Annotated in this window: 10 protein-coding genes; 9 read left to right on the top strand and 1 reads right to left on the bottom strand. The window is 47.6% G+C overall.

Translation table 11 applies throughout. The features are described from left to right. The first annotated feature begins 10 nt into the window (after positions 1–10). Positions 11–847, top strand: a complete 837-nt coding sequence (locus tag JWJ90_RS19840; protein ID WP_205228965.1) for a nitroreductase family protein — start codon at positions 11–13, stop codon at positions 845–847. 68 nt (positions 848–915) lie between these two features. Here JWJ90_RS19840 and JWJ90_RS19835 read toward each other — a convergent pair whose 3' ends face one another. Continuing rightward, positions 916–1,278: a PilZ domain-containing protein gene (locus tag JWJ90_RS19835; RefSeq protein WP_205228964.1), complete on the bottom strand. Its 363-nt coding sequence runs from the start codon at positions 1,276–1,278 to the stop codon at positions 916–918. 555 nt (positions 1,279–1,833) lie between these two features. On the opposite strand from JWJ90_RS19835, the gene JWJ90_RS19830 reads away from it, so the two are divergent. The 8 genes from JWJ90_RS19830 to JWJ90_RS19795 all read left to right on the top strand — a co-directional run bounded on the left by JWJ90_RS19830 (position 1,834) and on the right by JWJ90_RS19795 (position 12,916). Beyond that, a complete protein-coding gene (locus JWJ90_RS19830; protein ID WP_205228963.1) occupies positions 1,834–3,153 on the top strand; it encodes an APC family permease in 1,320 nt (439 codons plus the stop codon). 643 nt (positions 3,154–3,796) lie between these two features. Next, positions 3,797–4,036, top strand: coding sequence for a hypothetical protein (locus tag JWJ90_RS19825; protein WP_205228962.1), 240 nt, complete (start codon positions 3,797–3,799; stop codon positions 4,034–4,036). 602 nt (positions 4,037–4,638) lie between these two features. Then, complete coding sequence (locus JWJ90_RS19820) at positions 4,639–5,487, top strand: AraC family transcriptional regulator (protein WP_205228961.1); 849 nt, start codon at positions 4,639–4,641, stop codon at positions 5,485–5,487. A gap of 147 nt (positions 5,488–5,634) precedes the next feature. Further along, on the top strand, positions 5,635–7,728 hold the full coding sequence (locus JWJ90_RS19815) for a TonB-dependent receptor (RefSeq protein ID WP_205228960.1): 2,094 nt from the start codon (positions 5,635–5,637) through the stop codon (positions 7,726–7,728). A 643-nt stretch (positions 7,729–8,371) separates the two neighbouring features. Then, complete coding sequence (locus tag JWJ90_RS19810) at positions 8,372–10,465, top strand: TonB-dependent receptor (RefSeq protein WP_205228959.1); 2,094 nt, start codon at positions 8,372–8,374, stop codon at positions 10,463–10,465. 36 nt (positions 10,466–10,501) lie between these two features. Further along, complete coding sequence (locus tag JWJ90_RS19805) at positions 10,502–11,143, top strand: hypothetical protein (protein WP_205228958.1); 642 nt, start codon at positions 10,502–10,504, stop codon at positions 11,141–11,143. Between the two features lie 671 nt (positions 11,144–11,814). Continuing rightward, positions 11,815–12,198 (top strand): hypothetical protein, encoded by a 384-nt coding sequence (locus JWJ90_RS19800; RefSeq protein WP_205228957.1) that lies wholly within the window; start codon positions 11,815–11,817, stop codon positions 12,196–12,198. Between the two features lie 394 nt (positions 12,199–12,592). Next, positions 12,593–12,916: an RHS repeat domain-containing protein gene (locus tag JWJ90_RS19795; protein WP_205228956.1), complete on the top strand. Its 324-nt coding sequence runs from the start codon at positions 12,593–12,595 to the stop codon at positions 12,914–12,916. Positions 12,917–12,953: the final 37 nt, after the last annotated feature.

Raw genomic sequence — 12,953 nt, 5'->3', positions numbered from 1 at the left:
GGAGATGAACATGGATTTACAACTTACCATTGATCAGGACCTGTGCGTACAGTGTTCTGCCTGCGTGGAGGACTGCCCGTTTCATATTCTGGAGCTGGAAGATGGTTTTCCGATCGCCAATCCCAAACGGGTCCATCACTGTATTCAGTGTCAGCACTGCCTGGCGGTTTGCCCCACCGGTGCTCTGTCCATCTGCGGTATTCGTCCGGAAAAATCACTCCCCCTTCCAGAAACCCTGCCCAACGGGCATCAGGTTGAAGCCCTGATTCGAGGGCGCAGGTCGGTACGGTTTTATAAGCCTGATTCGGTCCCTGCTGAAACTATCAACGAAATGCTCAGTATTGTAGCCAATGCTCCAACAGGCAAAAACAATAGGGGCTGTCTCTTTACGTTGGTCGATGAGAAAACGAGCATGGATGTATTGCGTGAAGAGACCATGGAGGGGCTGCGTAAGGTGGTTCAGGAAAAGCGGTTAAGCAAAGAACTGGGGTACTACCGGCACATGGTTTCTGCATGGCAACAGGGGAAAGATATTATTTTTCGCAACGCGCCTCACCTGCTCATGGTGACAGCGCCGCCAACTATTGCCACCCCGGAAGCTGATGCAATCATTGCCATGAGTTATTTTGACCTGCTGGCCGGAGCTATGGGGATAGGTACGCTCTGGAACGGTATGATTCCCACGGCCTTTTCGATACTGCAAGACGATGTTGATATGTACGCTCGTTTAGGTATCCCCGAGGACCATGTCAAAGGCTATGGTTTGCTTTTTGGGTATCCAACCGTGCAATACCACCGGACAGTGCAGCGCGATCAGGCCCAGATCAATCGTGTGCAGCTTGCCTGAGGGGGGGCGCGGAGTCTGGGACCGAGTGTTCCTGCTCCTGCATCCGGTATTGCTCACGGATTCCGGTGTTATTTCAGGCCGGGGTGCTGGGTGATCTCCACATCGATACGATCTGGATCCGGGGCGTTGTAGCGGATCAGATTCTGCAAGTGAAAGAGGCTTTCCGGGGTGATGGTGTCAAAGCGAATCCCGAGACTGTCATCACTGCAGCGTAAAATAACGCCACTCACATCAATACCGAGTCCTGGATTGGTCGAGTCAAGGGGGATCCAGAGGCGACATTCGCTCTCTTCCGGGACATCGGCCTCAATGTTGAGAGAGCAGCCCCCGATACTGAGGTTGTCCACGGCGTTGAAAGAGTACATCTTCTCGCCGACGGTCAGTTTGGCGGCCATTTGTAAGGTGATGCGGCTAAATCTTCGTTTTTCCATGGTTTGATGTCTCTGACGGAAAATGGTATTTGGTTGATCCAAAAAATAATGGGTGTCTTGAATAATTAGATTTTTCAATCAAGGTCAAGGATTGTGAAAAATTTTACCGCAGGCATATAGTTGATATTCCGAGGATAAAATTTTGAGTATGACGAGGTAAGCGTCAGACTCCGGGAGATTGGCAGAAAAAGCAATTATTCAAGATTCCCTAATGTCAACGGCGCACACCGCCTTCGTTGCTCGTAACACGCCTATAAATGTACTCTAATCGGCATGGCATAAGCAACGAAATCGACGCACCGCTGCATGGTCGAGAATTCAGGTCCAAAAGAGCGATTGCAGGTTCAATGTAAACTCAAGCATAAGCAGCGCAGACAATCAACGAAAAACCCTCTGATATTGCACGAAGACAGTTCATCTTCTGGAGAGTTTTCCAAAGAAAGAAGTATTCTCGCTCCCCCAAAAAAACTCCTCTTGTCTTCTCTGTTGTGCTGAAAGGGGAAAAGGCCCTTTGCTTAACTTATTTCTGGCCAACCTCAATGCAAGGATTTGAAAATGACTGTAGGAAACGAAAAAATCAAGAAACTTGGATTTTGGGAGGTCGCCTCCATCGGTGTTGGCGGCATGGTTGGGGGAGGAATTTTTGCAGTCCTTGGCCTGTCTGTGCAACTGAGTGGCGGCGGGGCTCCGCTCGCCTTTTTGATTGCCGGTCTGGTGGCTCTGGTGAGCTCGTACTCCTATGCCCGCCTTTCGGTCAGTTTCCCCAGCCAGGGGGGGACTGTTACCTTCCTTGATCGCGCCTTTGGCAGCGGCCTGCTTACGGGAAGTGCCAATATACTGTTATGGCTCAGCTATATGGTTATGCTTTCTCTCTATGCCTATGCCTTTGGCAGCTATGGAGTAACGTTTTTCCCCACTGCGCAGATACTGTGGAAACATGTTCTTATAACAGGATGTGTTGTGGGAATTACAGGGCTGAACCTGCTGAGTACCAAGCTGGTTGGCGAGGCGGAGGATTATATTGTTTTGCTTAAACTGCTTATTTTGGGCCTTTTTATCGGCGTCGGTTTTTCCGGGATCCATACTGAGAACCTTGCCCCTTCTACCTGGGCTTCGCCTCTCTCCCTCGTGGCAGGTGGAATGATCATCTTTCTTGCTTATGAGGGGTTTGAGTTGATTGCAAACACGGCGCAGGATGTCAGGGATGCCCGCAGAGTGTTGCCACGAGCCTTCTACGTTAGCGTTGGTTTTGTCATTGTTCTCTATATCTGCGTTGCTGTGGTCACGGTGGGGACACTGCCTCTCTCCAATATTCTTACGGCCAAAGATTATGCCCTGGCCGAGGCTGCCAAACCTTCACTGGGGCAGGCTGGTTTTACGCTGATTGCCATCGCCGCCATGCTTTCAACGGCTTCAGCCGTGAATGCAACCATTTACGGGGCAGCTCGGTTAAGCTACGTGATTGCTAAGGATGGCGAGTTACCCGAAATCCTCGAGAAAAAAGCCTGGGACAAACCTTTACTCGGACTGTTGATCACGGCTGGTGTAACCATCGTGCTGGCCAACCTGGTCGACCTTTCTGCTATCTCCACCATGGGGTCAGCTGGCTTTCTTTTGATATTTGCCTTTGTGAATTTGGCAAACGTCAAACTTGCCCGGCAAACACAGAGCCGTGCTTGGATTTCCCTGCTGGGGGCGTTGCTCTGTCTTGCAGCTCTTGGGGCCCTTTTGTATCAGATCAGTGTCACTGCCCCCCAACAGCTTTGGTTTTTATGCGGGATGCTTGTGCTGGCATTCAGTGTGGAGTTGCTCTTTCGCCTTATCAGCAAACGAACCGTCTATTTTCGAGACCTCAAAGGAACAAAGGTCGATTGAGTCGAGGTCGAAAAGCATTGAGCAATCAAAATTTTCCTTTTGTATTTTGCTTCACCCGCCTCTCCGATAAATGCTCACGAATTCAGTTTTCTCGGCTTGCTCTCCTGGAAAAGGGATATATAAGTTGAAGAATATTTGTGAGAATATTTATCAATTAAAAGGCGGCTGTTTATGCAGGAAGAGCTGATCATGCCGCACGATAGGAAAAAACACAGGGGCACCTTTTTTCCTGTGTTACAGCTCGTGTTTGCAAAGAGGTACGTATATGTTTCCAGATGAATTTTGGGTGGAAGTCACAGCCGAGGAAACCTTTGATTGTCCGTTTTGTACGGGGCGGGTGGAGTATAAAAATGCTGCCAGAACAGGGTATTGTAAGGATTGCATGAGCTCGTTTCATGAATATGTAGGGACACCGCGTTTTCACACTGAGCTCGAACCCTATTTTGATATGATGAAGGTCTGGGCGGAAAAAGGCGAATTGGTTGTTTGGATGGAAAGGACTGAAGAGCGGAGAAGGGTATTGGGCGAGGTGAATCTGAAGCCTGATGACACGAGTCCCAAAAAATAAGCCTTTACACGGGCTGTAAAATTAAATGGTATTAAAAAACGATAACAGGGGCGATATGAAAGATATGGTTACCCTATGTCGAAAAATATATTGTTTGAGGTTTCTGTTATGCCGAAGTCACTCAAGAAACTGATTCTATATTGCCTTGTAATTGTTGGGATTATTTATGGTTATCAGCTTATTACAGGAAAAAGTATAGCGACACTGCCCGGAGAGCTTGTTGATAAAATCCAAAGTATCGGTTCAACTCCTCAAACAGAATCAACAAATCCTCATTATTACACCGACCCTGAAAAGAGCATGCCTAAAGATTGAAAACAGGGGCCTTATTGTACAATTGTGCTGGGGCTCGTGAAGAAAATGTGAAGGAATGTGCTGAAAAACATTGGGTGGTATTGCCCAGGTATCCCTTCAACGTAAGCGTGAATTCTCCCCCCCACGTGTTTCATTAAGCTTCTCGAGCAAGTTGACCTCCCAACCGACAAGAGCCAAGGCGATCTCCTCGAATCAAGTCCTATATGTGGGTGTTTCGTCGGGGGCTCAGGGGAAACCACCGATTATCATCTACCAATATCAGCCAACCCGCGGTCGAAATGGTCAGTGGGGGGGCTGATTTCCATCTAGCGTCGCTCATCCCCTCCAATAGAAAAAACATTGAAATAAAGAGAGATAATTTGTAGTAAAATTTTTAGATATGACTAAATAACTTTACTTTGTTGAAGCGCTGGAAATATGGAGTGAGTTACTCTTTTACCAACAGAGCATCTGACCAGTTTATGTACCCCAGCTCTATCTGCATCATTGACATATTTGTGACCTGAGAAACCATGGAAATTGTTTGCCCTGCATTTTCTCCATCCCAGGATGTTCCCAACCAACTTGTCTATAACCTTCCCAAAAGGCTTGGGAGTGGGGGCATGCGGATCGACAATTTCCCGTCTGGATTAAGCATATTCTATGTGGATGTAAGGCCCCTGGAGCCACTTACTTTCTGTGGCGAAATAGATGATTGGAACTTTGGTGTCGGCTTTAACATCATAGGTCACTCAAAATCCCGCTCCTCGGCACACACTCAAACGGTGTCGATCGATCCAGGTGTAAGCGCTCACTTTATTTCTCCTGGTTCCACAACGATAGAAGAGGACATCGTAACAAAGCACCAGTTAAAAATTTGTGTCCTCTTTGATACGAAAACGTTGCATGGCATGGCCGACGAAGACGAAGAACCCTTTCTTCCCTTTTTGAAGGGGCTTCATAAACAAGTTTTTCTAAATGGTCAGGGAAAGATTCTGCCTCAGATGTCGCAGGCATTGACCCAGCTTATCGCATGCCCGTATTGCGGAAAAACCCGTGCTCTTTTTTTAGAGAGCAAGGCAATGGAGTTATTGGCCTACCGGCTCGACCAATTAAAGATGGAGAGAGCCTTGCCAACAGGGCTGCTGCAGATAAAGACAATAGATGTAGAACGGATGCATTATGCTGCGGAACTTTTAGCGTGCACCCCTGCAAACCCTCCCGATATCAACACCCTTGCAGCTCGTGTGGGAATGAGCAGAAGCAAGTTTTATCAGTGTTTTAAAGCCGTTTATGGACATTCTCCCCTGGATCATCTCCGGAGTCAGCGTCTGCGGGTCGCAAAAGATTTGTTACAGCAGGGAAATCATAATGTAACCGAAGCCGCCTATGCAGTTGGATATAACAGTCCTGGTTATTTTACCAGAGTGTTCAATGCCGAATTCGGTATCCATCCCAGTCAAATAATCTGAATTTCCTCTTTTTTATACTTTCTACCCCCCCCTCAAAATTTGGACAATAGTGCCAGGATTTTGGACGCTGGTGTTGGCGTACTCATCTCTTTTGTTTTCTAATGCGTTTTAGGTTTATCTAAATGCAAATTCACTTAGGGGAGAAGAATGCGTATTAAAGCAACACTTACCTGCTTAGCCGCCACCGGGAGCATTCTTGGAGCTGGTTTGGTTCAGGCGGAAGAACCCGCAGGAGCTATACTGGAAACCATTACCGTTACGGCCAATAAGGTCGAGGAGGACATAGCCGATGTTCCGCAGAGTATCACGGTCATCGACGATGAGGTCCTCAAAGAAAAGGGAATCGAGGATATCCCCGATGTCGTCAACGAGATTCCTAATATGAATTTCAGGCCTGGCGGTACCGTAAACTTCAGGGGCTTGAACCATTCAATTTTTACCAGCAACAATCCGGTGGTCATCTATATCGACGGGGTAGCCTACAGTAGCTCGTACGGTTTTGACGCTTCGCTGGTCAATGCCGAACGGATCGAGGTTCTGCGCGGGCCTCAGGGTACGCTCTACGGCAAGGACGCGATCGGCGCGGTTATCAAGGTGGTGACCAGGGAACCGGGAAACGAATGGCATGGAAATATAGGCACAGAATACAGCAGCTATAATGACATAGAGGGCTCACTCAATGTCAACGGTGCTCTCATTCAAGACAAGCTGTATCTCGGGCTGAACGCTCGCTATCAGCAGGATGATGGCTGGATCACAAATGACTACACCGGTGACGATGAAGCCAATAAGAGCAGCCTCCACAACCTCGGAGCGTTTCTGCTGTATACGCCCAACGACAGGTTCACTGCAAAGGTCACTCTAGCAAGCGATTCTTATGAAAACGACTGGTTTAATGGTTATGCCTTGCCCGGTGGGACTAATGCCAGCGAGTTTAACCGGGACGATGCAGAACATGTCTCCTTCGATGAAGACTCTGTTTCAGAGACCGAAAGTCTGACGCAGAGTGTTCATCTGAAGTACGAATTCGATTCGGTGACCCTGAGTTCGACGACCACTCACAGGGATCTTGAATATGAAGGTGTCGGCGATCGCGATAACATGGCAGATACCACTTTTGACGGACTTGCTAATTTTGATAATACTGACACTCAAACCTGGACCGAGGAGCTGAGGTTATCGAGCAATAACACGGAGGGGGTGCGTTGGGTTGCCGGTGCGTATTTCGACACCGAGGATGTAGAGAAGGCCCCCTACGGGCAAGAGTATTATATCTCCGGAGATAAATACGAAATGAACTGGGAATCCGAAACTGAAAGCGAGACCCTGGCTCTGTTCGGGCAGGCGATGATTCCACTTGGCAAGAGATTTGAATTAACTCTCGGGGCACGCTATCAGCAGATCGACAAGGAGATTGATCTGAATATGTATTCTAACCTGGCTGGGGGCACCAGTAATCCAGACTACTCCCTTCAGGCGGATAAAACCTGGGACGTCTTTTTGCCCAAGGTTGCGCTTTCATACCTCCTGAACGACAACTGGACCTTTTACGCTTCTGTTGCGCAAGGCTATATGCCCGGTGGTTTTAACTATAGTGCCTACTCTGGTTCAGCCGAAGACAACACCTTTGATCCCCAGCTATCGACCAACTACGAAATCGGTTTCAAGGGGGAGTTTAACCGAGCACGCCTTGCCGCCGCTGTCTTTTACATGGATATCGAAGACATCCATATCATGAAATATGATAACAACAGCGGTTTGTACGTGACCGATAACGCCGACAGCGCTCACTCTCTGGGGGCGGAGTTGGAGCTGACCTATTTCCTGACCGATTCCATCGAATTGACAGCAGCCTTAGGTATCATTGATGCGGAATATGATGACTACAATACCGGCAGTGGTGTTTACGACGGTGAATCGATCGAGAATACTCCGTCGTATACGGCGCGAATAGGTGCCGCCTACCTCCACCCAAAAGGGTTTTATGCTCGTGGGGATATTTTGAGTGTTGGCGAGGTTCCCTACTATGATACTCCCAACCAGGAGTTCCGCGAGGTGGATGGCTATATCACCGCTGATGTCAGGGTCGGTTATCGTTTCAAGGGTTATGATATCTACGCCTATTGCAACAATCTGACCGATGAAGAATACATGACCTCTTTTAATTCGAGCGCTGTTAAGGCGGTCGCGAGATACGGTGATCCGCGCACCTTTGGTGTCGGGATTCGCTACAACTTCTGATCTTGCTCGACTGTAACAAGAATTGCCCCGAGGGGGATTCCGGAGGAACTCCGGAACATGGTACTCTTTTTGGGTCGCCTTGGCAGTCGAGGACGCATATCTCTACCGCTTGTTTCTTCAGCGATTGAGTAGAATTTTTCCGGGCCGCGAAAGGTCGACCGGTCCGTGTTTTTCATCCTGTCCTGTTGATATAGACGGACAGGATGAGAAGCGTCCTTGAAAAAGAAAACCACCCACATTCTCTCTAGAGGGTGTCTTGAATAATTTGATTTTTCAATCAAGGTCAAGGATTGTGAAAAATTTTACCGCAGGCATATAGTTGATATTCCGAGGATAAAATTTTGAATATGACGCAGAGATTGGCAGAAAAAGCAATTATTCAAGATCCTCTAGAGTTAACCATTCTGGTATAGCGCCTGTGTGCCGCACCAATGGCCTTGGTCATCTCCCCCTTATTTTCCTATCGATAGTGCTCATGGAATTGCTCCCCCGTCCAACAACCTAACGCATCGCCTCCGTTTCACTTTTTCCCCTCAAGTTTTGTACTGCTGTGTCAATATTCTGGACGCTGGCGGTAGCTGAATTTTTTTTGATCTAATATGTTTTGCCATTCCTAATTCAAAGCTCTTAGAAGAGGAGAAGAATGCGTATTACAACAACACTAACCTGCTTAGCCGCCACCGGAGGCATCCTTGGGGCTGGCTTGGTTCAGGCGGAAGACCCTGCAGGAGCTACACTGGAAACCATTACCGTTACGGCCAACAAGGTCGAGGAGGACATCACCGATGTTCCGCAGAGTATCACGGTCATCGACGATGAGGTCCTCAAGGAGAAAGGGATTCAGGATATCCCTGATCTCATCAACGAGATCCCTAATATGACTTTTAGTTCTGGCATTGATGATAACGTGAACTTCAGGGGCTTGAGTCAATCCATGTTTACCAACAATAGCCCTGTGGTCATCTATATCGACGGGCTAGCCTACAGCAATGCGAACAGTTTTGACGCTTCGATGAACAATGTCGAACGAATTGAAGTCCTGCGTGGTCCCCAGGGTACGCTCTACGGCAAGGATGCCATCGGTGCGGTTATCAACATCGTGACCAAGGAACCGGAAAACCAATGGCATGGAACAATCGGCACCGAATACGGCAGCTACAACAACATGCAGGGGGCATTCAATGTCAACGGCGCTCTCATTCAGGACAAACTCTATCTCGGGTTGAACGGCCGCTATCAGCAGGATGACGGCTGGATCACAAACGACTACTACGATGACGACGAAGCCAATAAGAGTGAAAGCCAGAACCTCGGTGCTTTCCTGCTGTACAAGCCGACTGACAGATTCTCCGCAAAGTTCACTCTCGCAAACGATTCATATGAAGATCACGGCTACGCTGGTTACGCCTTGGCCGCTGGGACTGACGCAAGCGAGTTCAATCGGGATGATGCCGAACATATCTCCTTTGATAGGGATACTGTGTATGAAACCGACATTCTGGCGCAGAGTCTTCAACTGAAATATGAGTTCGATTCGGTGACCCTGACTTCGACGACCACCCACAGAGACCTTGAAGATGAAAGTGTCAGAGATATCGATTACATGGCAAATACCCCCATGGACGGGCTTGTTTCGTTTGTTAATCAAGACACTGATACCTGGACCGAAGAACTAAGGCTGTCGAGCAATAACACAGAAGGTCTGCGTTGGGTTGCCGGCGTATATTTCGACACCGAGGATGTGGAGGGCGGCCCCATTGGGATACAGAGGAACCGCTCCGGATCTGTCTACGAATATAATTGGGATTCCGAAACTGACAGTCAGACCATGGCTCTGTTCGGACAGGCGATGATTCCCCTTGGCGAGAGATTTGAGTTGACGCTCGGGGCGCGTTATCAGCAGATCGACAAAGAGATGGATATGGATGTGTATTATAGGCCGGTTGGGATCAGCAGCGATCCTTACTATTCGCTCCATGCAGATGAAACCTGGGACGCGTTTTTGGGTAAGGCTGCACTTTCATACCGGCTAAACGACAACTGGACCACTTACGCTTCTGTGGCGCAAGGCTATATGCCCGGTGGTTTCAATGGTAATCCCCTCTCTGGTTCGGCGGAAGATAACACCTTTGATCCACAGCGGTCCATCAACTACGAAATCGGCGTCAAAGGGAAGTTTAACCGCGCACGTATTGCCGCCGCTATCTTTTACATGGAAATTGAAGATATCCATATCTATAAATTTGAGAATTCGATGTCTACGACAGGCAACGCCGACAGCGCTCATTCGCTGGGCGCGGAATTGGAGCTGACCTATTTTCTGACCGATTCTCTCGAATTAACCGCAGCGCTCGGCATTATCGAGGCGGAGTACGACGACTACGATACCGGCACTGCTGTTTACGACGGTGAATCGATCGAGAATACTCCGTCGTATTCAGGACGGATCGGTGCCGCTTACTACCACCCCAGCGGTTTTTATACTCGTGGAGATGTCAGGTTTCAGGGGGAGGTACCCTACTATAATGATATCAACGGGGAGTTCCGCGAGTTGGATGACTACATCACCGCTGATGTCAAGGTCGGTTATCGCCTCAAGGGGTACGACATCTACGCCTTCTGTAACAACCTGACCGATGAAGAATATATGACCACATTCCTTTCATCCAATAATAAGTCGCTTGCAACCTACGGCGATCCGCGCACCTTCGGTATCGGCGTTCGTTATACCTTTTGAGGGTGTTCAATTCATTTTTCTTTAAGGAGAACAAAAGTGAGAAAGAAAATAATTTTTCCTGTGTTTTTGATTGTATGCATTTTTTCCAGCGTGACATTTGCTGCAGATAAGGAAAAGGAGAGCATCACCGACCTTACTCCATGGAAAGGAGAGAATGTATCCATTATTAAGCTGTACGAGAATGAAGCCGGTGAGAAATTTTATGAAGAAATTTTGGGGAATTTACCAGAAGGCTATACAAAGAAAATGGTAAAGGATTTTATTTATAACTTGTATTACATGAAGATAAAGTCCTTTAAGGTGATAGATGAAGATACCATCACGATTAATGATAAATTTACCGGGGATTATGTCCATGTTTGCAGCATCAATATGGATTTAGGGGAGCACAAGGTCGCCTGGCAGGTTTTTAAATCCGATTCACAAGAAATGATCGAGGCCGGTTTTAAATACATGATGTTCTTTCCATACCACCAGCATAACAAGGAGACTCTCAGGCACGCTCATTTCAGGTATGGCAATGAAAATTTTGACTTCCTGACAACGGACCCTTCGGTTAAATCGTGGTGGCCCACCATTTACCAGCCGGCAACAGTCGATGAAACCAAAGCTACGGCGATGATGACCACGCCAAGAATCGCCAGGATGATGGCTGGCATGATAAAAAAAGAGCAATAAAGAAGTAATACCCAGGACGACTCAGCACGAAAAGAGCTTGGAATTTTTGGGTTGAGCTGGCGAAACCCAACGGCGAGCTAACATCTGTGGGGTAAAGAGGGGATAGACCACCGTTTTATGTCTTTAGGCTAATTCCATAGCCCCGGTGGTGCCGCTCAGCCCCTTCCCCCCGCGGGGGGAGAAGGGGCTGAATTTTTTTCAGGCCGCTTTTTTTGCATTTTTGCAGTACATCTCTCGATCATGACATCATCACCCCATCGGCCTTTTGCCGTCCATACTGATATTTACATCGCCCTCTGTAAGGGCATTTGTCTAGGCCTCGGACGTAATTGGCAACCTTGATCCGTATTCATGATCTCTGGGGCGCCAAAGGTCTGCAAAGCACGATTGAGGCATTTTAAACAAAAAAAAACGTATCCAAAGTTGTTGAAAGCTCCCAATCAATAATCTTGCGGGAATAGTCGTCGTTCGTTTTCTAGGGTAAATGGCCTCAATGCCCATTTTCCCATCAAAAGCCTTATTCTTTTCCAGCCTACGCACTTGCTTGTGTGTCGCCGGAGCACTTTGCTCATCCACTAGCGCCAGCAGCAGGATCTTGAAGGTGGTACTTATCGATCAGTTCCATCAACAGCTGGTTTGCCGCAGACTCCTTCTTGGGCGTGTAGTACACAATGGATCGTGGCACATCCAGAAGCTTGCACTGGCGCCTGATGCTAAGTTGGGAATCGGATGTTATGAGAGCCGCCCTTTTACGGGTATTCCCAACTGTTCGCACTTTTTTCAAGAAAATCCACCTCCATGGTCAGCTGACCTATCTTGCGCTGGAGATTGTCTTTTTCACGGTCCTTGCCAGCATTTTTTCTCGGGCTTTCTGTCGCGAAGATTTCCGGCATCCGGCTCAACAGCTCATTCTTCCATTTGCTGACCGTTATCGGATGAATTTCGTATTCTTGCGCAATCTCATTTTAGGTTTTCATCCCCTAGATTGCCTCAAAGGCAATTTTGGCCTTGAATTTCGGTGTGTGCTTTTTCATAATCCCTTTTCTTTAACATGATGAAGGAACTATGGATAGGCTAGCCAAAGAGGTGGTTTGGATTCTTGGGACCGTCTCTGATTCTGGTTGTATTCAACAATCTCACCTTTTTGAGAGCAGTTTCTAAAATCGTTTTCAAGCGTCAATTGACCAATCTTGGCACGCATCGATTTTATTAAGGTAAATCTCAAATTGTTCAGCTAAATTAGAAAGTGTTTTTTTCGACTATTGCATCCAAGACTATTTGCATATTCTATGCACGATCCCATAACCTCCGGATACACCCACCTTTTTCCTTTTGTTATTTTTAATAATTGGAGTATAACTGACACTATTATGAAATTCCTCTAAATTTTTGTGAGGAATTTACAGCGCATCCCCTTCACGGCTATATCAATACGAGGTTCCTGCGTTCATGTCTATTCGTAGTTTCTTTCGATTCTTGTATTCCTTTGCTGCGTTTTTGTTTGCAACCAATGCCACTGCTGCCGTCACATATATCTATGACGCTCATCACCGCCTTTTGTCTGCAACATATGATTATGGAACGACTATCCTGTACACCTATGACATTGCTGGCAACAGGATCTCCACAACTTCTCTCACCGACACGTCAAAACTTTATGAGGACGCTCAGCCATTCCCGGAGCCCCACTCTAATGGCACAAGAAGCGGCTTTGTAGTGTGTAAATCGCCTCAAATTCATGACGGGCATGCGGCAACAGAAGCAATCGGATAATTTCAGGGATTATTGACGAAAAAGCGTATTTTTTAGG

It is taken from the genome of Desulfobulbus rhabdoformis (genome assembly GCF_016919065.1).
GTDB classification, from domain to species: domain Bacteria; phylum Desulfobacterota; class Desulfobulbia; order Desulfobulbales; family Desulfobulbaceae; genus Desulfobulbus; species Desulfobulbus rhabdoformis.
Note: the sequence above shows the minus strand (reverse complement) of the source record. Positions and strands in the feature narration are given on the sequence as shown.

Coding starts and splice junctions, on each gene's coding strand:
- JWJ90_RS19825 (WP_205228962.1), top strand. CDS start 3,797: ATGTCGAAAAATATATTGTTTGAGGTTTCTGTTATGCCGAAGTCACTC.
- JWJ90_RS19800 (WP_205228957.1), top strand. CDS start 11,815: ATGGATCGTGGCACATCCAGAAGCTTGCACTGGCGCCTGATGCTAAGT.
- JWJ90_RS19820 (WP_205228961.1), top strand. CDS start 4,639: ATGCGGATCGACAATTTCCCGTCTGGATTAAGCATATTCTATGTGGAT.
- JWJ90_RS19840 (WP_205228965.1), top strand. CDS start 11: ATGGATTTACAACTTACCATTGATCAGGACCTGTGCGTACAGTGTTCT.
- JWJ90_RS19795 (WP_205228956.1), top strand. CDS start 12,593: ATGTCTATTCGTAGTTTCTTTCGATTCTTGTATTCCTTTGCTGCGTTT.
- JWJ90_RS19810 (WP_205228959.1), top strand. CDS start 8,372: ATGCGTATTACAACAACACTAACCTGCTTAGCCGCCACCGGAGGCATC.
- JWJ90_RS19830 (WP_205228963.1), top strand. CDS start 1,834: ATGACTGTAGGAAACGAAAAAATCAAGAAACTTGGATTTTGGGAGGTC.
- JWJ90_RS19835 (WP_205228964.1), bottom strand. CDS start 1,278: ATGGAAAAACGAAGATTTAGCCGCATCACCTTACAAATGGCCGCCAAA.
- JWJ90_RS19815 (WP_205228960.1), top strand. CDS start 5,635: ATGCGTATTAAAGCAACACTTACCTGCTTAGCCGCCACCGGGAGCATT.